At 72.8% G+C, this 19,869-nt stretch carries 20 protein-coding genes and 1 tRNA gene; 14 read left to right on the forward strand and 7 right to left on the reverse strand.

All coding sequences use genetic code 11. The annotated features are described in order from the left end of the window. Window positions 1-20 precede the first annotated feature (20 nt). Window positions 21-1,022, reverse strand: coding sequence for a hypothetical protein (locus WMF17_RS31585; protein WP_437644706.1), 1,002 nt, complete (start codon window positions 1,020-1,022; stop codon window positions 21-23). A 127-nt stretch (window positions 1,023-1,149) separates the two neighbouring features. Here WMF17_RS31585 and WMF17_RS31590 point away from each other — a divergent pair, with 127 nt between their 5' ends. Beyond that, the gene (locus tag WMF17_RS31590) at window positions 1,150-2,238 is read left to right on the forward strand and encodes a hypothetical protein (RefSeq protein ID WP_437596922.1); all 1,089 of its coding nucleotides are present in this window, start codon (window positions 1,150-1,152) and stop codon (window positions 2,236-2,238) included. A gap of 66 nt (window positions 2,239-2,304) precedes the next feature. Here the strand turns inward: WMF17_RS31590 and WMF17_RS31595 are convergent, their stop codons facing one another. Beyond that, the gene (locus WMF17_RS31595) at window positions 2,305-3,753 is read right to left on the reverse strand and encodes an MXAN_5187 C-terminal domain-containing protein (RefSeq protein ID WP_437644707.1); all 1,449 of its coding nucleotides are present in this window, start codon (window positions 3,751-3,753) and stop codon (window positions 2,305-2,307) included. Between the two features lie 81 nt (window positions 3,754-3,834). Between WMF17_RS31595 and WMF17_RS31600 the strand changes: the two genes are divergently transcribed. Continuing rightward, window positions 3,835-4,926 (forward strand): histone deacetylase family protein, encoded by a 1,092-nt coding sequence (locus WMF17_RS31600; protein ID WP_437596925.1) that lies wholly within the window; start codon window positions 3,835-3,837, stop codon window positions 4,924-4,926. 176 nt (window positions 4,927-5,102) lie between these two features. Further along, a tRNA-His gene (locus WMF17_RS31605) sits at window positions 5,103-5,178 on the forward strand. Window positions 5,179-5,241: 63 nt separating this feature from the next. Here WMF17_RS31605 and WMF17_RS31610 read toward each other — a convergent pair. Continuing rightward, window positions 5,242-5,559, reverse strand: a complete 318-nt coding sequence (locus WMF17_RS31610; RefSeq protein ID WP_437644709.1) for a hypothetical protein — start codon at window positions 5,557-5,559, stop codon at window positions 5,242-5,244. A gap of 221 nt (window positions 5,560-5,780) precedes the next feature. Here WMF17_RS31610 and WMF17_RS31615 point away from each other — a divergent pair, with 221 nt between their 5' ends. Beyond that, window positions 5,781-7,163: a hypothetical protein gene (locus WMF17_RS31615; RefSeq protein ID WP_437596926.1), complete on the forward strand. Its 1,383-nt coding sequence runs from the start codon at window positions 5,781-5,783 to the stop codon at window positions 7,161-7,163. Between the two features lie 79 nt (window positions 7,164-7,242). Here the strand turns inward: WMF17_RS31615 and WMF17_RS31620 are convergent, their stop codons facing one another. Then, window positions 7,243-7,524 carry a hypothetical protein gene (locus WMF17_RS31620; RefSeq protein WP_437596927.1) on the reverse strand — a complete coding sequence of 94 codons (282 nt, stop codon included), beginning with the start codon at window positions 7,522-7,524 and terminating at the stop codon, window positions 7,243-7,245. 345 nt (window positions 7,525-7,869) lie between these two features. Here WMF17_RS31620 and WMF17_RS31625 point away from each other — a divergent pair, with 345 nt between their 5' ends. Continuing rightward, window positions 7,870-8,373, forward strand: a complete 504-nt coding sequence (locus tag WMF17_RS31625; RefSeq protein WP_437596928.1) for a response regulator — start codon at window positions 7,870-7,872, stop codon at window positions 8,371-8,373. Between the two features lie 68 nt (window positions 8,374-8,441). Continuing rightward, window positions 8,442-8,963, forward strand: coding sequence for a YqaA family protein (locus tag WMF17_RS31630; RefSeq protein ID WP_437596929.1), 522 nt, complete (start codon window positions 8,442-8,444; stop codon window positions 8,961-8,963). 17 nt (window positions 8,964-8,980) lie between these two features. Here the strand turns inward: WMF17_RS31630 and WMF17_RS31635 are convergent, their stop codons facing one another. Beyond that, the gene (locus WMF17_RS31635) at window positions 8,981-9,640 is read right to left on the reverse strand and encodes a hypothetical protein (RefSeq protein WP_437596930.1); all 660 of its coding nucleotides are present in this window, start codon (window positions 9,638-9,640) and stop codon (window positions 8,981-8,983) included. A gap of 323 nt (window positions 9,641-9,963) precedes the next feature. On the opposite strand from WMF17_RS31635, the gene WMF17_RS31640 reads away from it, so the two are divergent. The 4 genes from WMF17_RS31640 (at window position 9,964) to WMF17_RS31655 (ending at window position 13,755) form a co-directional block, all read left to right on the forward strand. Then, entirely contained in the window at window positions 9,964-10,875 is a 912-nt protein-coding gene (locus tag WMF17_RS31640; RefSeq protein WP_437596931.1) for a hypothetical protein, read from the forward strand. A gap of 6 nt (window positions 10,876-10,881) precedes the next feature. Beyond that, window positions 10,882-11,742: a protein kinase domain-containing protein gene (locus WMF17_RS31645; RefSeq protein WP_437644711.1), complete on the forward strand. Its 861-nt coding sequence runs from the start codon at window positions 10,882-10,884 to the stop codon at window positions 11,740-11,742. A gap of 96 nt (window positions 11,743-11,838) precedes the next feature. After that, on the forward strand, window positions 11,839-13,029 hold the full coding sequence (locus WMF17_RS31650) for a cystathionine gamma-synthase (RefSeq protein ID WP_437596933.1): 1,191 nt from the start codon (window positions 11,839-11,841) through the stop codon (window positions 13,027-13,029). Between the two features lie 159 nt (window positions 13,030-13,188). After that, window positions 13,189-13,755: a hypothetical protein gene (locus WMF17_RS31655; protein WP_437596934.1), complete on the forward strand. Its 567-nt coding sequence runs from the start codon at window positions 13,189-13,191 to the stop codon at window positions 13,753-13,755. 42 nt (window positions 13,756-13,797) lie between these two features. Here WMF17_RS31655 and WMF17_RS31660 read toward each other — a convergent pair whose 3' ends face one another. Together WMF17_RS31660 and frr are read right to left on the reverse strand one after the other, a co-directional pair. Next, a complete protein-coding gene (locus WMF17_RS31660; RefSeq protein WP_437596935.1) occupies window positions 13,798-14,661 on the reverse strand; it encodes a Stp1/IreP family PP2C-type Ser/Thr phosphatase in 864 nt (287 codons plus the stop codon). A gap of 387 nt (window positions 14,662-15,048) precedes the next feature. Beyond that, the gene (gene frr, locus WMF17_RS31665) at window positions 15,049-15,606 is read right to left on the reverse strand and encodes a ribosome recycling factor (RefSeq protein WP_437596936.1); all 558 of its coding nucleotides are present in this window, start codon (window positions 15,604-15,606) and stop codon (window positions 15,049-15,051) included. Window positions 15,607-15,843: 237 nt separating this feature from the next. Here frr and WMF17_RS31670 point away from each other — a divergent pair, with 237 nt between their 5' ends. From WMF17_RS31670 to WMF17_RS31685, 4 genes are all read left to right on the forward strand, one after another. Further along, the gene (locus WMF17_RS31670; protein WP_437596937.1) at window positions 15,844-17,319 is read left to right on the forward strand and encodes a sigma-54-dependent transcriptional regulator; all 1,476 of its coding nucleotides are present in this window, start codon (window positions 15,844-15,846) and stop codon (window positions 17,317-17,319) included. Window positions 17,320-17,411: 92 nt separating this feature from the next. Further along, entirely contained in the window at window positions 17,412-17,879 is a 468-nt protein-coding gene (locus tag WMF17_RS31675; RefSeq protein ID WP_437596938.1) for a peroxiredoxin, read from the forward strand. 56 nt (window positions 17,880-17,935) lie between these two features. Next, window positions 17,936-18,589 carry a DNA-3-methyladenine glycosylase gene (locus tag WMF17_RS31680; protein ID WP_437596940.1) on the forward strand — a complete coding sequence of 218 codons (654 nt, stop codon included), beginning with the start codon at window positions 17,936-17,938 and terminating at the stop codon, window positions 18,587-18,589. Window positions 18,590-18,652: 63 nt separating this feature from the next. After that, window positions 18,653-19,855: a hypothetical protein gene (locus WMF17_RS31685; RefSeq protein WP_437596941.1), complete on the forward strand. Its 1,203-nt coding sequence runs from the start codon at window positions 18,653-18,655 to the stop codon at window positions 19,853-19,855. Window positions 19,856-19,869 lie beyond the last annotated feature (14 nt).

The following is a 19,869-nucleotide window of genomic DNA, read 5'->3' on the forward strand; positions in this document are numbered from 1 at the left end:
CGCGCTGCCGACCCCTCTAGCTAGCAAGCTTCGGCCCGAGGTCGCAAACAAAGTGTCGGGCCCGACGCGATCCACCGCTTTCCGATCTCGACGTCCTCCTCGAACAGAAAAGCCTCGACCTCGTCGAGCGAGCCGGCGCGGTTCGGCGGCGCGCCGAGGCGGAGCGCCGCGGCCTTGCCGAACGCGGCGACCACCGGGTGCGGCGAGCTCGCGAGCCGCAGGAGCTCGGGCACGAGCTCCGCGGCCCCGAGCACGCCCGCGAGGATCGCCGCCAGCGGCCGCGGATCGGCGGGGCAGTCGTAGCTCCACGACAGCGCCGAGCGCAGCACCGCGATCGTCTCGGGCGCCGCCGCGCGCGCCGCCGCCGTGCGGTAGCCGCCCCCCGGGAGCACGAGCTGCGCGGCGCCGCGGCTCGTCGCGCAGACGCCGTCCGCCGCCTGCAGCAGCGCCGCGGCGATCGGCTCGGTCACGCCGTCGCCGAGCACCGTCAGCCCGTCGATGTCGCCGGCGACGGGCCGCGCCGCCTCCTGCGCATAGCCCTCGAGGTTGGCGAGGAGCCGATCGAGGTCCACCGCGCCCGCGGCGCGGCCGGCCAGCACGTCGCGCGCGGTGTGCACCGTCACGAGGCTCGACACGACGGCCGGCGTCCCGCCGCGCATCGTGTGCGAGACATCGACGCTCACCCGCTCCACGGCGGGCCACCGCAGCACCCGCGGCGCGGTGTCCGGGTCGACGAGGATCCCCCAGGGCACGACGGCCATCGCCACCTCGCGCGCGCCGCGCTGGACCCGGAGGCGCTGCTCGGCGCGGGCCAGCGCGAGCGCGCCGAGCGCGCTCCCCATCGCCATGAGCCCCAGCGCGAGCGCCTGGCTCCCGGCGCTCCACATCGCCGCGGAGGCCCCCGCGAGCCCCGCGGTCCCCGCCGCGGCGAGCGCGCCGGTCGAGCCGGGCCCCGGATGGAGCCCCACGTAGCGAAAATCCGGCGGAGGCAGCTTGCGCAGCACGGTGACGACCCCGGACAACGACTCTAGGCCGCCGCGCCGCCGCGCGCCACCGGATGCGCGGGGTCGCCCCCCCCCCGCGCGGGGTGGCGCTGGCGGGCGCTGCCGTCGCCACCCCGCGCGCGGGGCGGTGATAACTTCGCGGGCGGTGCTGCTCTCCCGCGTCCGCCTCGCCCATGTCGGCCCGTTCGATGACCTCTCGCTCTCCTTCGAAGACGCCGCCGGCGCGCCCCGCCGCCTCGTGGTCCTCTTCGGCGGAGACGGCGTGGGCAAGACCTCGATCCTCTCGGCGATCGCGTCGACGCGGCCCGGGTACGCGGTCGCACAGCTGAGATCGCGCGGAGACGACGGCTCGCCCCCGCTCGTGGTCACCGACTGGATGCTCGGCACCGACGACCCGGCGCGCGCGCACCCGCTGCGCGTCGCGAGCCCGAACGCGCGGCTCGACGAGCCCGAGGACGCGGCGCTCCTGCGGCGGAGGGAGCAGGCGCTGTTCGAGCGGCGCGCGGCGGAGGGGGGCTTCGTCCTCGTGGCGCTCTCGGGCGCGCGCTGGTTCTCCCGCACCTCGATCCTGCTGACGACGCCCGAGCGCAGCATCCTCCGCTACGATGTGCGCGCGGCCGCGAGCTTCGACGACGCGACGCGCACCGATCTCGCCCGCGAGACGAAGCAGGTCCTCTCGTTCATCCACATCGCGGCCGCGATCGCCCGCGACCGCGCGAAGAGCCAGCCGGAGGCGCGGCCTCCCGCGCGCGCGGACGCACAAGGAGAGCGGCTCGGCGCGCTCGAGCGCGCGCTCAAGGAGGTGCTCGAGGCGCTGCTCGAGGGCCACGAGGCGACGTACGCGGGCGTCGATCCGCTCCGGCTCGAGCCGATCTTCGAGCGCGCGGACGGCCAGCGCGTCGATTTCGACGAGCTCGGACGGAGCGCGCGGCACACCATCGCGTTCGGCGCGCTGGCGCTCCGCGCGCTCGCCTCCGCGCACCCGACCGGCGATCCGCGGCTCGCCGAGGGGGTGGTGCTGATCGACGACATCGAGGCGCAGCAGCCGGTGCACCGCCAGCGATCGCTCGCCGCGCGCCTGCGCGCGGCGCTGCCCAACGTGCAGTGGATCGTCACGACGTCGTCGCCCGCGATCGCGCTCGGCTGCGAGCTCTCCGACGTGATCGCCCTCCGCCGCGAGCCCTCGTCGGGGCGCGTCGAGCTGCACGAAGGCCCGGACGCCGCGCTGCACTGAGCCGCGCGGCGGCGGCGCTGCGCGCGCCGCCTCTCCCCTGGCCCGCGGGTCCTGGCGCCGCGCGCGTCAGGCGAGCGGCACGGCGAGGAGCACGATCTCCTTGCCGCGGACCTCGACCTTGTAGCGCATGGGCTTGCCGTGCTTCTGCCCGAGCTCGAGCTCGCTCGACTTGAGGCGGGCGACGAACGCGTCGCGGGTGATGTGATCCATCGGGTCGCCGAGCGACCTCTTCGCGGCGATGTACTCGGCGAAGATGCGCGCGTAGTAGGCGCCCTCCGGCTCCTCGAGGAGCGCCTTGGCGTCGGCCGGGATCTCGCCGGGGGACAGCGCGACCATCCGCTCGTCGACCTCGAGGGCGTCCCGGAACGACGCCGACGTGGGCGCGCGCGACGGGCGCCCCTCGGCGTCGGTCTCGTCCTCCTGCACGCCGAGCAGCTGGTTCAGGAGCGAGTTCAGCCGGAAGACGAGCCCGCCGAGCTCGGCGTGCTCGATCTCGAACCGGAGGTCGGTCCGGCCGTTCATGATCGCGAGCAGGCCGTCCTCGATCTCGGAGACCGGCTGCGAGATGTACGCGTCCAGGAAGTAGGCGGCGATCACGACGAGCACGAGCCCGAGCGCGGTGACGCCGAGCAGCGGCCAGAGCAGCGAGCTGGCGAGCCCCGGCGTCTGGAGCTGCGCGATGCTGAGGAGCACCGCCCGCCGCCCGTCGCCGTATCCGTCGAGCGCGTGCCCGACCGCGCTGTACTCGCCGGAGAGCCCGCTGATGTCGACCGACCGCCCGGAGCTCAGCGCCTGGAGGGCGCTGTCCTTCGCCGGCGACGCCGTGAGCGCCGCGACGAGCTGCGGCCGGGCGTCGCGCGACTTCGCCACCACGTCGAGCCCGTCGCCCGACTGCATCGCGACCACGAGCAGCCGCCCGCTCGTGCGCTCGCTCGCGTTGGTCAGCCGCTCGTCGTTCAGCGCGGTGCCCACCGCGACGGCGCCGATGATCTGCCCGGCGTCATTGCGGATCGGCGCGTAGGACGCGAGCAGCTGCTCGTTGCGCGCCCGGCTCACCCACACGTCCGAGCCGGTCACCCCCTGCTCGATCGCGCGCTTCAGCGACGGGTAGACGGCGCCGAGGTTGTCCCCGCGCATGAGCGCGGAGGCGTTTCGTCCGAGCACCACGCCCTTCGTGTCCACCAGGACCACGAGAGAGGGCGGGGTCCTGGCCAGCTCGGGCGAGGCGGCGACCGCCTCCCGGATGGCGTTGGCGGCGCTGGTGGCCGCCTCGGCGCGGGCCGGGGCGGTGCCGGCGTTGAACGGCTCGCGCAGCTTCGGGTCGCTCGCGTGGGAGGCGAGCCACCGCTCCAGCACGAGGCCGTCCACCTGAAGCTGCGCCATGGCGGCGGCGAGCGCGCGCGACGCCTCGCCCGGACGCCCGATCTCCCCGAGGGGGGCGCGCGTGAGGGCGTACGAGAGCCCTCCGACCATGAGGACAATCACGGCGAAGACTGCGATGATCTTTCCGCGCATCCTGCGTCTCCACTCCTTCTTTCCGGGGCTCAGGGCACGCTACCATCCGCTGCGGCGCTGCTACAACTCTCCACCCAGCTCATGGTGCACTTGAATCAGCCGCACTCCGAGGCCCCGCGCCTCTACGTCGTCGACGACGCGCTGTTCGAACAACATCGCGCGCGCGGCGCCCACCCCGAGCGCCCGGAGCGCCTCGAAGCCGCCCGGCGCGCGATCGAGCGCTGCGCGGCGTCCGGCCTCTCGCTCGAGAGCGTCGCGACGCGCGACGCCACCGAGGAAGAGCTCGTCCGGGTCCACGCACCCAGGTATCTGGAGTCGCTGGATCGGGTCAGCGGGCACTACGCGGCGCTCGACCCCGACACGTACGTCGTCCCGCGCTCGGTCGACGCGGCGAGGCGCGGCGCCGGCGCCGCGGTGGCGCTTGTCGAGGCGGTGCTCGCCGGCCCCGGTCGGCTCGGGGTCGCGCTGCTGCGGCCGCCCGGCCACCACGCGACGCGCGACGCGGGCATGGGCTTCTGCCTCCTGAACAACGTCGCCGTGGCGGCGAGGGCCGCGTTGAACAGCGGGCTCTCGCGGGTGGCGGTGATCGACTTCGACGTGCACCACGGCAACGGCACGCAGGACATCTTCTGGGACGACCCGCGGGTGCTGTTCTGCTCGCTGCACCAGTGGCCGTTCTATCCCGGCACCGGCGCCGCCGAGGAGCTCGGCGGCGGCGAGGGCTCCGGCTACACGGTGAACGTGCCGCTCTCCGACGGGGCGACGGATGCGGTCTACGAGGCGGCGTTCGACGAGCTCGTCCTGCCGGTGCTCGACGAGTACGCGCCCGAGCTCATCCTGGTCTCGGCCGGGTTCGACGCGCACGAGCGCGATCCGATGGCGGCGATGAAGCTGTCGCGCTCGGCCTACGCGGCGATGGGTCGCCGGCTCGCGGCGATGGCGACGGCGAAGGCGGGGGGGCGGCTCGCGATCTTCCTGGAGGGCGGCTACGACCTGGCCGCCCTCGAGAGCTCGCTCACGGCGGCGCTGCTCGCGGCTTCCGGCCGCGAGACGGCGGACGAGCCGGCGGGCGCGGCCGGGCCGCCGGCGCAGCGCGCGCCGATCTCGACGCGCCACCGCGCGGACCTCGACCGCGCCCGCCGGGTCGCGCTGCGCCGGTGGGCGACGCTCTGAGCGAGGCGTCCGGGGCCGGGGGGGGGGGCGCAAATGTCGGGGCGCGGGAGCGCCAGAGGGAGGCCGCCGGAGGCCGCGGGAGGGAAAGAGCGACGCGCTGAGCGTTTACCCGATTGCACTCTGCGCGGAGCTGAGTATTCTGCCAGGCCTTCGCAGCCCACGGGCCGCGAAGAACGGTGGGTATAGCTCAGTTGGTAGAGCACTGGATTGTGGCTCCAGTTGTCGCGGGTTCGATTCCCGTTACTCACCCCAGGTAGAACAGCCCGAGATCGTTGGCGAACCCCGTCAGGGCGCCCTCGTCGGGGCTCCCCTTCGTTACTTCGACCAGAGCGCCGAGAGGTCGAGCTCGACGGCGTCGAAGGGCTCTACCCGAACCCGCGCCGCGGTGGAGCGGGCCGCGCTCCCAGCCCCGGCCCGCTCGTTGAGGATCCACCAGCCGCCTGGGCCGCCGCGACCGCGATGGAACGGGCCGCCGATCTCCATGATGAGGGCGGCGCTCGCGTTCGCATGGCGCGGCGCTGGCCGGGGCATCACGTGCAGCTGGCCGCCGATGAGCTCCGCCACCTTGTTCGGCGGGACGGCTTCCATGTCGGCGTACGTGGCGCGGCGCTGCTCCTCGGCGGGCTGGCCCATGACCGGAGCCTGCCCGGGGACGCACGGCGGGGCAAGGCGAGGCGGCGGGCGCTGGCGAGGGCGCCGAGGAGCCGGCCGTCGGGCGCCTCTCTCCGGGCACACCGCAGAGTTTGATTCATGGATATCCACCCATCGCGGTGAGCCATTATCCCCTCTCCCGGAGACAGCAAGTCTCGCCTCTGTAACCCGTTCGCCACAGTACCCGCGTAGCGTCCGCGCGCATGAAAACCACTCTCCCTGGGAGCCGCGCGCTGGCCGCGCGCCTCATCTCTGCCGCTTTCCTCGCGGCCTTCGCGCCCGCGCTCGCGGCGTGCGTCGCCCCGCCGGGCGATGTCGCGGATCCTGCCGAGCTGCCGGCACCCGGCGCTGTCGATGTCGTCCAGCCGCTCAAGCTGTCCGAGCGCGCCCGCGTCCCCGAGAAGGAGCCGGGGTTCGTCGCCGCGGAGCTCGGGGATCACGAGCTCGTCATCACCCACGACGGCAGCCTGTCGCCGTTCGCCGCGGGCGACGTGCTCGGCGGCACGCAGGGCGGCGGCTACCTCGCCCGCGTCGTGCGCGTCCGCGTGCTCGACGGGGCGCGGGTCGCGCTCGAGACGACGCCCGCCGATCTCACCGAGTTCATCACCGAAGGGCATTTCCACGTCCACTACGACGCGCGCGAGTACGCGCAGGCCATCGACGAGCACCTCGCGCGCGCTCGCGAGATCGGCGTCGAGGACGGCGAGCAGATCGCGAGCCAGGCGGAAGCCCTGAAGATCTCGTCCGGCGCCTCGATGAAGCTGTTCGAGCTCTCCTCGGCCTCGCTCCCGGCCTCGTGCGGGGTCGACGCGCACGGGACGGCGGCGCTCGACGTCACGGCCGAGCTCTCTCCGGTGCTCGACTTCGAGGTCCACGTCGGCCCGCGGGGCACCATCAACCCGGTGCCGGAGCTGAAGCGGCTCCGCTTCGTGGCGTCGGGCAGGCTCGACGTGAGCGCCGAGCTCCACGGCGCCGGCACGGTCACGGGGCGCTGCACGGTCGATCTGCTCGAGCTCGCCGGGGGCGTCCCCAGCGTGCCGCTGCCGACGCTGACGTTCTGGGTGGGCCCCGTGCCCATCGTCGTCACGACGAACGTCGTGCCGAAGGCGAAGGCCGAGGTGGGGCTGTCCTTCATCGCCGCCGAGGTGGCGGCCGAGGCGCAGACGACCGCCGAGCTCAGGGCCGGGGTCGAGTACAAGAACGAGACGTGGCGCACGATCTGGGAGCCCTCGTGCTCGGCCTCGGGGACGGCCTCGATCGAGGCGCCCGGCCCGATCACGGCGTCCGGCAAGGTGAGCGCCGGCGCGGAGCTCCGAGCGCGCCTGTACGGCATCCTCGGTCCGAACATCGGAGTCCAGGCGTATGCGCGCGTCAGCGCGGAGACCGCGCCGCCCTACTGCTCGTACGACGCGCGGGTCGACGGCGGCGTGCACGCCTACGCCGAGGCGGAGGCCGGCGTGTCGGTCGGCCCGCTGGACCTGACGTTCAAGAGCCTCGATCTGGTCGATCTCGAGCTCCTGCGCTTCGACGGACCGCACACCTCGGGCAAGCTCCGCGACGCGCCCGAGTGCGACGCGGAGCCGTGATCGCGCCGGGCATCATCGCGCCGGACATCCGGCCGGGAGGCGCGGCGCGCCCCGCCTCCCGCGCAGGCGCTCGCCGGGCTCAGGGGTCCGCGCACGCGACATAATCACAGGACGCCTCGTTCACGCACGCCTCGGTTCGTTCCACGAGATCGGCTCCCTCCATGCCGAGGCACGCGGTCTCACAGCCGGTCTGGCTCGGCGGCGGCGCCTCTTGCTCCTCCGCGCAGAGGATGCGGTGCTTGCAGAGCTCACTGCACGCATGCAAGCTCTCTTCTCCCTTGCACCCGGCCGCGCCCGCGACAGAGAGGCCGAGAGCGGCGGCGATGACGAGGGGAATCGATCGGAGTCCTGCGTTCTTCATGGGCAGCTCATCTCGGTTGTAGGGCTCTTCCCGGCGAGCGACCGGCTGCCCGGGTCAGCGCACGAGAAGACGAGCGAGCGACCCGGCACGATCGCAGCGCTCTGCAACAGGCCAGCTGGCCTCACCATGAGGCCACGCCTCCGCCCAGCATAGACGAATCCCAGGCCGCCGCCCACGGCGCGCCGCGCGCGCGGACGCGCAGACGCGCAGACGGCAACCTCCACGCACCGCCGCACCGCCGCACCGCCGCCCGCCGCACCGCCGCGCGGCCGCGCTGGCTCGATGCGCAGGACGTGGTACATTGTGTCATGGGTGTCCCGACACGCCCTCCACGTCCCAGGCCAAATGTCGTCCAAGGAATCCGATACCCTGCTCGCGGCCGACCCAGCCCGGCGGCCGGATCACGAGAAGCCCGAGTCCACGCGGCTCCCTCTCGTGCTCGTGGTCGATGAGGACAGCAGCCTCTGGCAGCCGCTCGGCGCCTTCCTCTCGGAGCGATATCACCTCGTCGTGTGCACCTCGGCCCTCGACGGGGTCGCCGCGTTCACCGAGGATACCTGCGCCGTGATCATCGATGTGCGGATGTCGGGGCAGGACGGCTTCTGGGTCTGCGACCAGATCCGGAAGGTGCAGCCGGAAGTGCCCGTGATCTTCTATTCGGCGTATCAGGACGAGAAGGACTCGTTCGAGGTCATCAACGCGCACCGGCCGTTCGCCTACGTCGACAAGCACGGCGCCGCGCAGAGGCTCCTCGACGCCCTCGAGAAGGCGACGCGGATCTTTCAGAGCACGCTCCGCAGCAGGCGGATCATCGAGCGGCTCCAGCGCCGCCGACAGGAGGCGGTCTGACGCCGCAGACGAGCGAGCCGCGCCAGCGCGACGACCGACGAGATCTGTGGCGCGCGCTGGTCCAGCTGGTGCTCAGCCTGGGCGCGCTCTTCGCGCTCATCGCGCTCGCGGCGCACCTCGCGCGCGACCAGCTCGACGCGCTCGGCCGCGGGTTCGTGCAGCGCTTCGGCCTCGCCGGGATGTTCGTCGGCACCTACCTCGCCGATGCGTTCTCCTTCCCGATCCCGCCGCAGTTCTACATGCTGACGGCGATCTCCTCGGGAGGCTCGCAGGTCGCGCCCATGATCACGATCTCGGCGGCCTCGCTCCTCGCCGGCTGCACGGGGTACCGCCTCGCCGGCCACCTCGCGCGTCTCCGCATCTTCGCGGCGCGCCTCGAGCGGACGCGGCCCAAGATAGACCGGCTCTTCGACCGTTACGGCTACTGGGCGATCGCCGTCGGGAGCCTCTCGCCGATCCCCTTCTCGATGCTCTGCTACATGTCGGGGCTGTACCGGATCCCGCCGCGGTACTTCTTCACCATGGTACTGTTCCGGGTGCCTCGCCTCCTGGTCTTCTACGCCCTCATCCGGCTGGGATGGAGCCAGTGACGCGGGAGGCGTGAGCTCTATCTGGGGCTGTCCGTCTCCTCGGACGGGTTCACCCGGACGCGCTCCAGGATCTGATCGACCATGCCGAGATCGATCCCGGAGCGCTCCACGACGTTCCTGGAGAACAGCCGAGTCGCCTCCTTCGCGAGCTCCTCGTCCGGGAGGAACGGCCGCGCGGGCGACCGCGGCGCCGGCAGGCCGATCTCCTTCTCGAGCTCGGAGATCGCCCGGATCATCTCCTGGTAGCAGGCGGAGGCGATCTGCACGGAGAACGGGAAGACCTGGGCATTGCCCCGGCCGGCGCGCACCGCGTGCAGCGTCGCGGCGGCCTGCTCGGCGAACTGGCGACTCCCGAACGCGTTGGCCATGTGCGCGTACATCGCGATGGACTCCTGGTCCGCCGCGAGGTCCTCCTCCCTCGAGCGCGGCGCCCCGGCCGCAGGCGCCGAGGACCACCGGACGATCGTCCGCGCGTAGTCGTCGAGCGCGCGCCGCTGGAGGGCCAGTCGCACCAGGAGCGCTTCCCGCCGCTGTCTCTGGAGCTCCGCCCTGGCCTCGTGCTCGGCCCGCCGCTCCGCGCTGAGATCTGCCGATCTGCGCGCCAGGTAAGCGCCGATGAAGAGGGCGACGCCGTTGCTAACAGCGATGAAGAGCATCTCCAAGATCTTGGGATCCATGCCGCTCTCAAGACTTCTAGCACGTTCGCGCAGAACGCAGAGATATGCCGCATGACGCGAAGAAAAGTTGGCCACCTCCCTCCCCCCGTGCAGGTGCGTCGCCATCCCACAGGCCGCCGCGGCGCAGCGCTCGCCGGCGAGCTCGCCGCGCCACGGCGCCCGGCGCGCCGGCCGTGGCCCCATGTGCCCCGGAGTGATTCACATGAAGGCGGGAAGGCGGGAAGATCATTGATCTTTTCTCTTCCCGCCTTCCCGTCTTCATGTTCGAATCCGGCCACCACCGGGGCGCCCGGGCGCGCGGGCGGCCGTGATACGATGTTCGCATGACCGGCTCACGCGACGCAGGGGCGGGCCCGCACCTGGCCTGGCTGGAAGGCCCGCTGCGCGAGGCGCTGGAGAGGAGCCTCGCCGACCGGCTCGCCGGCAGCCCCGGGGCGGAGCGCAACCTGGACAACGCGTTCTGGGGCGCCCCCGCGCCCCGCGACCTCGGCGAGGCGCTCACCCGGCTCGGGCCGACGTGCGTCAACGTGGTTGCGCGCGTCTTCGAGCGGTTTCGCGACATCGACCCTACGCTCGGGCTGTGGGCGCAGATCAGGTATCTGCGCAACGTATGGGTCGGCGGGAGCGCGGGATTCAAGGTAGTCTACGCCGAGCCGGCGGCGATGCGCGAACGCCTCGACGGCCAGTTCGCGGGGACGGGCGGCCGCCGCATGGCGCGCGACACGATCCTCGGGGGGATCGAGCACCAGCGAGGCGCGCTGTTCGGCGCCCTCGCGGGGAGCATCGGCTCGCTCCTCCGGGGCGGCGAGCCGCTCGACGCGGACAGCTGGCGCGAGGTGCACCGGCCCGATCAGGAGGCGGTGCACGTCTGCGTGGGCAAGCGCGAGCCGCGGCCGCCGGAGCTCGATGACATCCACCTCGACTGGAGGTCGCCGGTGGTGGGCGTGAACGAGGCGACCCGCCGCTGCCGGTATGGCCTCCTCATCGGGGTTGTCCACTGGACGCAGGCGCGGTTCGGGCTCGGCAAGCCGGTGTTTCCGTTCCAGAGCATCGATGACCGGATCGCCGCCCTCCCCGCGCGCGAAGGCGCGCCGGCGCGCTGGGCCGAGCTCGCGGCGCGCTGGCGCGACGCGCGGTGGACGCTCGCGATGCGCGGCAGCCACGGCGCGGACGAGGCGCTGCGGTGGCTCCGCGAGTGCGACGAGCTGGCCCCGGCGCAGGGAGAGGGCGGCTGAGGGCCCATGCCCTACCCCGCTCCCGACGGCACCGAGCTTGTCGAGCACCTCGGCGCGGGCGCCACGTTCGACGTGGCGCTGGTCCGGCTCGGACGCCCGCCGCGCGCTCCCGCGCTCGTATGCAAGCGCCTCGTCCCCGGCGTCCTGCACGAGCACGCCGGGCGGGCCGCCATGGTCCGCGAGGCGAAGGCGCTCTCCCTCGCCCGGCACCCTGCCCTGCCCGCGCTCGCGCGCGTCGGCGCCGACCGCCACGGCCCCTTCCTCCTCGAGAGCCGGCGCGAGGGCGCCTCCCTCCGCGACGTGCTCGACGGATGGCGCGGCCGCGGCCGGTCGCCGCCCGCCTCGCTCGTCGTCCACGTCGTCCGGACCGCGATCGAGACCCTCGCCGAGCTCCAGGAGCTCGAGGACGCCGAGGGGCCGCTCGGCTTCGTCCACGGCGATCTCGGCCCCGATCATGTGCTGCTCGGTCCGCTCGGCGACATCGGCCTCGTCGATCTCGGCGCCGCGCGGTTCCGCGGCATGGATCCGGATCTCGAGACCGCCGACCGGGGCACCCTCCCGTTCGTTGCCCCCGAGATCGCCCGCGGCGAATCGCCGCCGACCGCGCGCGGCGACGTCTACGCGATGGCGGCGACCCTCGTCGCCTTCGCCACCGGCGCGCCGCTCACGCGCGCGCGCGAGCAGGCCGCGATGCTTGTCGAGATCGGCGAGTCGGGCCTCCGCCTCGACGCGCTCGCCGCGGCGGAGGCGCTCTCGCCGGGGCAGCGCCGCGCGCTCGTTCGCGCGCTCGATCACGATCCGGAGCGCCGCGTGGAGAGCGCGCGGGCGCTGCTCGACGACGTCGACGCAGGCGCTCCGCGGGGCTAGCTCCGCCCGCGGAAGCGGGGGAGGACCCCGCGCGCGCCCGGCCCTCGTGCCCGCCAAAGGTGGACGCACGCGGCCCATGGGATAAGTCTCGCTCGCATGAAGCCCCACCTAGGTCACGACAGGCTCGCCCTCGACACGCTCGCCATCCACGCCGGGCAGCCGCCGGATCCGACGAGCGGCGCGGTCATGACGCCGATCGTCCTCGCGAGCACCTTCGCGCAGGAGCGGCCGGGCGATCACAAGGGGTTCGAGTACTCGCGCAGCGGCAACCCCACCCGCAAGGCGCTCGAGACGTGCCTCGCCGCGCTCGAGGGAGGGCGCCACGGCTTCGCCTTCGGCAGCGGCTCCGCGGCGACCGCCACCCTGCTCCACACGCTCCGGCCCGGAGATCACGTGCTCTCGGGTGACGACGTCTACGGCGGCACCTTCCGGCTCTTCGACAAGGTCATGCGGCCGATGGGCATCAGCTCGACCTCGGTCGACATGAGCGACCTCGACGTCGTCCGCGAGGCCCTCACCCCGGCCACGCGGATGATCTGGATCGAGACCCCGACGAACCCCATGCTCAAGATCTCGGACATCGCCGGGATCGCCGGGATCGCGCGCGCGCACGGGGCGCTGCTCGTTGTCGACAACACGTTCGCCACGCCGGTGCTCCAGCGGCCGCTCGACCTCGGCGCCCACGTCGTGGCGCACTCGACAACGAAGTACCTGAACGGGCACTCGGACGTCGTCGGCGGCGCGCTCATCACCTCGGAGGACGCGCTCGCCGAGCGGGTCGGGTTCCTGCAGAACGCGCTCGGCGCCGTGCCGAGCCCGTTCGATTGCTACATGGTGCTCCGCGGGATCAAGACGCTCGGCGTGCGCGTGCGCCAGCAGTGCGCGTCGGCCGCGCTCATCGCCGCGAAGCTCGCCGAGCACCCCGCCGTCCAGGCGGTGCACTACCCCGGCCTGCCCACGCACGCCGGCCACGCGCTCGCCGCGCGGCAGATGCTCGCGCCAGGTGCGATGATCTCGCTCGTCGTGCGCGGCGGCCTCCCCGTCGCCTCGCGGTTCCTCGAGCGGCTCGCGATCTTCTCCTGCGCCGAGAGCCTCGGCGGCGTCGAGTCGCTCGCCGAGCACCCCGCCCTCATGACCCACGCCTCCGTGCCCGCGGCGGCGCGGGAGGCGCTCGGCATCGCCGACGGCCTCCTCCGGCTCTCGGTCGGCCTGGAGGCCAGCGAGGACCTCTGGAACGACATCGCGCAGGCGCTGGGGGACGCGCGCGCGCCGGCGTCGACCGCGTGAGCGCGCCGGACGCGCGAGCGCCCGCGGCGCGGAGGCGCGCGCGGGGCGCGGAGGCTCGCGCTCGCCGCGTGAGGCGCGGCCGCCGTTTGATCGCGGGCCCCCGAATACGATAGAAGCGAGGTGCGGCCTCGGGGCCGCCATCTACCACCGGAGCTTGCCATGAGTCTCGCCCGCCTCGGCTTCGTGCCCGTGCTCGGTCTTCTACCCCTGCTCGGCCTCGGCTGCAGCGACCCCGAGGCGCCTATCCCGCGCGCCGCCTACTCCCTGAACTTCGTCGACCCAGGCATCAACTGCAACGTGTCAGGGCACTCCGAGACCCTCGGCGACATCACCGCCGACCAGAGGGTCCAGATGCTCGCCGACGGCGAGGACGGCGCCACGGTCGACTGCACCGTGACCGGATCGGGCACCTTCGCCGTCACGGGGAAGGCCAGGAACAGCGCCACCGCCACGGAGATCCGCGTCAAGATCGACGGCATCAGCCCCGCGGCGACGCAGGAGATGCCCGCGACCGGCAGCGTCAGCTTCTCGTCGGCGAGGACGAGCGGCATCACCTTCACCTCCACGACGGAGGAACAGTGCACGTTCTGGTTCGATCCCGACAGCGAGCAGGGGGTCAACGCTGGCAAGATCTGGGTCGTCTTCGAGTGCACGGCCGTGAGGAGCGGCCGCGATATCTGCGAGATCAGGCGGGGCACCCTGGCCTTCGACAGCTGCGGGGGCTGAGCCGACCGGGACGCGCGGGGCGCTGACCGCGCGCCCCGGGCGTCAGCTCTTCTCGGAGCGCGAGCCCGACACCGCCGGGACCGTCGAGCGCTCGCCCAGGGTGACCTGCTGCGAGTCGGCGGGCGGGCCGATGGTCGCGCTGTTCGGGAGCGCGACCTCGTCCTGATCGTCGATCCGGATCACGAGCGCCGTGATGTTGTCCTCGCCGCCGTTCTCGTTGGCCTTGGCGATGAGCTGGCGGCACATCTCCGGCACCTCCGCCGTCGAGCTCACGATCTGGAGGATCTGGTCGTCCGAGAGCATCCCGCTCAGGCCGTCGGAGCAGAGCAGGTAGACGTCGCCGGGCTGCGGCTCGTCGTTGATGAGATCCACGGCGACGCTGTCGTTCATCCCGAGCGCGCGGGTGATGACGTTGCGCGGGAGCTCGGCCCGCTGCTCCTCGGTGAGCTCGGGCATCGCCATGATGTAGTCGTTGAACAGCGAGTGATCGCGCGTGAGCTGGCTGATCGAGCCCTTGCGGACGCGGTACGCGCGGCTGTCGCCGACATGGCCGACGTAGATGCGGTTCTTCTTCTTCGAGAAGAGCGCCCCCACGACCGTCGTGCCCATCCCGGCGCAGTCGCGCGACCGGATGCTGCGCTCGAAGATCTGACGGTTGGCCACGCGGATGCCCGCCTGGAGCCGGTTCTCCTCCTCCGACAGGCTGGTGTCGAAGTGGAACGGCCAGGTGGCGTCCTCCCGCGACGTGGACCGGAAGAAGTCCGCGATCGACTCGGTCGCCAGCCTGCTGGCGACGTCCCCCGCGCGATGGCCCCCCATGCCGTCCGCGACGATGAACAGATCGTACTCCGACAGGACGGCGTAGCTGTCCTCGTTGTGGTCGCGTTGGAGACCAACGTCCGTCATTCCTGAAGCGATCGCTCGCATAACCTCGGGAATCCTTGAGACGGCTCCGGGCCTTCGGCTTCGAACACCAACCGTTTCATGCTACCGAAAACCTGTCAAGCAGGGCCTCTCGCACCGCAACGGGCGTCTTGAAACGTCCACTCGCCGACCTTCCTGATCCTACCGACTCGGACCGGGGGGACCGCAAGCCTCTTTTTCATTGAACGCTTCATTGTCGGCCCCGGGCCTCGGTGGCCTCGGTCCCGGCACGGCCTCGGGTCGCGCGCCCCGACAGCACGGCGAGGCGCCTCCGGGTCGTTTTCGACGAGGCGCACGCGCGGGCGTACGCAGCGCCACCACCCCGCTCTTCGAGCTCGGCGGCCGGCGCCACGCTGCCGCGGATCCCGCTCACACGTCCAGGATGTCCTTTTCCTTGGAGGCGATCACCGCGTCGACCAGCCTCGTCCCCTCGGCCACCACGTCGTCGACCTTCTTCTTCGAGCGGTCGGCCTCGTCTCCGCTGACCTCGCCGTCCTTTTCGAGGGTGTCGATCATCTCGTTGGCGTCCCGACGATGCTTCCGGATGGCAACTTTACAGTCCTCTCCGTTCTTCTTCGTCAGCTTCACCATCTCGCGGCGCCGCTCCTCGGTCAGCGGCGGGATCGGGAGACGGATGAGATCCGCGTCGACCTGGGGGTTCAAGCCAAGGTCGTTCTCCCGGATCGCCTTCTCGATCGCCTTCACCTGGTTCTTCTCCCAGGGCTTGACCGTGATGAGCCGCGGCTCCGGCACGGACACGGTGGCCATCTGCACGAGCGGCGTCGGCACGCCGTAATAATCGACGCGGATGCCGTCGAGCATGGCCGCGTTCGCGCGCCCGGTGCGCACCTTCGCCAGGTCTCGCCGGAGAGCTTCGATGGCCTTGTCGATCCCTTCGCGCAGCTCCTTGATGACGTCCTCGAGCATGATCCGGCTTCCTCCGTGTGGGGCTCGCCCAGCCCACCTTCTTCGCGGGCGGGCGCGGAGCTTACCGCGTATTTCTCGGCCGGCGGAGAAATCGATCCGACCCGGTGCCGCCGGCGTCGCGGGCGGGCGAATGCTCGCCCCCGTCCGGGCGCGGCGCAGGCGCGCGCGCCCGGGCGCGCCACCTCCGCTGCCACGGTCGCGCCGAGCTGTAGTAACTCTGGGAGGCAGGGCGACCCGATGCGCGATCTGGACTGGAACAGCTTCGACGTCCTCGTCGTCGACGACGAGCAGGACAACCTCGATGCGTTCCGGTTCGCCTTCAGGAAGTCGTTCAAGGTCCACTATGCGCTGGGCGGCGCCGAGGCCCTCTCGCTCCTCGCTCGGCTCGATCCTGCGGTGATCGTCGCGGATCAGCGGATGCCGGGGATGAGCGGTATCGAGTTCCTCAAGCAGGCGAAGGAGCGGCGGCCGGACGCCGCGGGCGTGCTGCTCACCGCCCACGCCGACATGACGGTGCTCATCGATGCGGTCAACTCGGGCGCGGTCGACCGCTACGTGCAGAAGCCCTGGAACTCGAAGGAGCTCGCCGTCATCCTCCGGCAGGCGATCGGCGGGGTCGCGACCCTCCGGGAGAACCGGCGGCTGCGCGAGCAGCTCGCGCACTACGCCGGCTACCTCGAGCGCGAGCAGCGGGACCCGATCGATTTCGGGGAGATCGCCGGCGAGAGCGGGGCCATGCGCGAGGTCGCCGCCCGGATCGGCGAGGTGGCGAAGGCCGCGACGCACGTGCTGATCGAGGGCGAGGAGGGGGCGGAGAAGGAGGTCGTCGCCCGGGCGATCCACGTGGGCTCCCCGCGGGAAGAGCAGCCGTTCGTCAAGGTGACGTGCGCCGCGTTCCGGGGCGACGCGCTCGAGCGCGAGCTGTTCGGCTGGCGGCGAGGCGCCTTCGACGGCGCGTTCGCCGAGCGGGCGGGCCGGCTCGAGCTCGCCCACCGGGGGACGATCTACCTCGACGAGCCGGCGCCGCTCACGCCCTCGCTCCAGGCGCGGCTGCTCCGCATGCTCACCGACGGCGAGGTCGAGCGGCTCGGGTCGACCGAGATCACCCGCGTCGACGTGCGCGTCGTGCTGTCGCTCACGCCCGGCATCGAGGAGGCGTGGGCGCGCGCGGGCGTGCTGCCCGAGCTCGTCTCCCGGCTCTCGGTGTTCCCGCTGCGGCTGCCGCCGCTCCAGGAGCGGCGCGAGGACATCCTCGCCCTCGCCGAGCACTTCCTGCGCAAGGTCGCGCGCCGCAACGCGCGCGCGGCCACGACGCTCTCGGACGAGGCGATCGCGAAGCTCACGGCCTATGCGTGGCCGGGGAACACGCGCGAGCTGGAGAACGTGGTCGAGCGCGCCGCCATCCTCTCCCGCGGCGACGTGATCCTGCCCGAGCACCTCGCGTTCACCGCGCGCCCCCAGCCGGCCGAGCCGCCCGCCCGTGCGCCGAAGGCCGCGGACCCGGAGGGGGACGCGACCGGAAAGGCGCTCGCGTCGCCGGCGTCGTCGCGGCCGAAGCTCGACCTGAGCTCGCAGCTCGACGACATCGAGCGGCGGGAGCTCCTCGCCGCCCTCGAGCGCTGCGGAGGGAACAAGGCGGAGGTCGCGCGGCACTTCGGCATGCAGCGCACGACCCTCTATTACCGGCTGAAGCGGCTCGGCATCGACACGTGACGTCGGGCGGGCGGAGCGCGGCACGCGGCGTGACCGCGCCGCCTCGCCTCGCCAGTCGACGCGGGCGGCGACTTGCGGCAGATTGCCGCGACATGCTGAAGGTCGGTGAGCTCGCGCCGGAGATCGACAAGCTGGCGACGGACGGCCAGCGCTTCGTGCTGTCCGGGCAGGGCGGGCTCTGCACGGTCGTGTTCTTCTTCCCGAAGGCGTTCACGCCCGGATGCACCGTCGAGACCAGGCAGTTCCGCGACAACCACGCCGAGCTCGTGCTCGCCGGGGCGAGCATCGTCGGCATCAGCACCGATGATCACAGGACGCAGTGCAGGTTCGCCGGGTCGAACAAGGTCGCTTTCCCCATGATCGCCGACGACGACCGCAGCGTGTGCCGCGCCTACGGCGTCCTCTGGCCGATCATCGGCGTCGCCCGGCGGGTCACCTACGTCATCGAGCCCGGCATGCGCATCGCGGCGGTGTTCCACCACGAGCTCCAGGCCACGAAGCACCGCGACGACGTGCTCTCGTTCATCGACGAGCGCTTCCGGGCGGCGCGCCCCCACTGAGCGGGGCGCGCTCGTCCCGCGCGCCGGACGTCCCGCCGGAGAGCCGAGAGCCCGCCATGCGCCCCACGCCCGAGCCTCACGCGCCCCGCGACGGAGCCGCCGCGCTCCTCGAAGGGGCAGCGCCGCTGCCGCGCGACTTCTACGCTCGACCCCCGCTCCTCGTCGCGCGGGCGTGCATCGGCAAGGTGCTCGTCCACAGGAGCCCCGAGGGCATCGCCGCCGGACGGATCGTCGAGACCGAGGCCTATCGCGGCCCGGAAGATCTCGCCGCGCACAGCGCCGGAGGGCGACGGACCGTGCGGACGGAGGTCATGTTCGGCCCGGCGGGCCACGCCTATATGTTCATGCTCTACGGCATGCACTGGGCGTTCAACCTCGTCGTGGCCTCGGAGGGGGAGCCGCACGTGGTGCTCGTGCGCGCCATCGAGCCCGTGCTCGGGCTCACGCTCATGAGCCGCCGGCGGGGCGTCGCGGCCGGGCGGGTCGAGCTGACAAACGGCCCTGGTAAGCTCTGCAAGGCCCTGGGGCTCGACCGCTCCGCCTACGGGATGGATGTCTGCGGAGCCCAGCTCTCGCTGCTCCCCGGCGCGGCTGGGCCCATCGGCAGGTCGCCTCGCATCAACGTGGACTACGCAGGTGTGTGGGCGAAGAAACCGTGGCGCTTCTACGAGCGCGGCAATCGCTATGTATCGGCGCCGCCTCGCCGCTGAGCGGGCGCGAGGGCGCGCTCGAAGCGCTCGCGCCCGGGCCACGGATCGCGCGAGAATGGCCGCATGGGATTCTGGCCTTTCGGGAGCCGCGAGCCTGCCGACGTCGAGAGCGCTTCGCAGGTCGTCACGGCCGCCATGCGCCGCGAGACCGTGAGGGGAAAGCTGACGCTGTATTTCAAGGATCCGCAGACGCAGAGCGCCGCGGAGAGGGCCGCGGAGCGGTGCGCGCAGCTCGCCGGAAACCTGCTGCGCGAGACCGGCGAGCAGGAGCCGCTCCTCGGCAGGGAGGCAGAGCTCGCCGCGGCGATCGCGGCCCGCGCGCCGCGCGGCGTCCCGGCGCTGCGCGCGATCGAGCTCGCGTCGCTGCACGTCGTGGCGGAGCGCACCACGCAGTCGCGGCGCAGCAGGCCGACCCCGGTGCCGCCGCTCTTCCAGGATGCGCCGCGGAGCGCCGGCGTGCGCGCGCCGTCGAGCCGGCCGCCGGCGGGCGGCGCCGGCCGGCTCGCCAGCCCGGCGCCGCCGAGCAGCCGCGGCTTCGGGCAGGTGCCCGGCGCATCGCCGGTCGTCGACCCCAACCCGCCGTCGAGCATCCCCCCTCCCAACAGCGTGCGCCCGCCGCCGAGCTCGAGCGCGTACCGCCTCCGCGGCGCTGGGGCGGGCAACGGGCGGGGGTCGAGCCCGGGGCTCATCGGCTCGCCCCTCACGGTGATCGCCGCCGCGCTCGCGCCGCTCCTTCGCGACGCGTCAGCGCGGCTGCTCCTCGGATGTCTGCGTGCGCATGACCTGATCATCGTGCGCCGCGTCGCGATCGATCCCGGCTCGGCCGATCACCTGGCGGCGCTCCTGCCGGTCTCCGAGGCGCCGCCGGGCGAGTTCGAGGCGAGCCGGGCCGCCGAGCTCTCCCGCTGGCACGCGGCGCTCGGCTCGCCCGTGATCAGCCAGCTGCGCACCGAGTCGTGCACGATCGGCGCGCAGAAGGCCCGGATGGCGCTGAGCAGCGCGGCCATCGCGCCGGGCATCGTGGGCGAGCTGGTCGACGCGCTCTGCCGCACCGCCTTCCCGGGCCTCGCGCTGTCGAGCGCCCACATCGATCGCTACGTGGAGCGCGATCTGAGCGAGCTGGCGGCCGAGAGCGTGGCGCGCATCCTCCGGCACCCGAACTCGAAGCAGCTGCGGCTCGCGCTCGGCCTGCTGCTCGACGCGGTGCAGACCGACATGGACGCGATCTCCGGCCTCGCGAAGGCCTCGCTCGGCAGCCCGCCGTGAGGGAGGCCGCCGCT

Origin of the sequence: Sorangium sp. So ce362, from assembly GCF_051519845.1 — a bacterium.
In the GTDB taxonomy this organism is placed as follows: domain Bacteria; phylum Myxococcota_A; class Polyangia; order Polyangiales; family Polyangiaceae; genus Sorangium.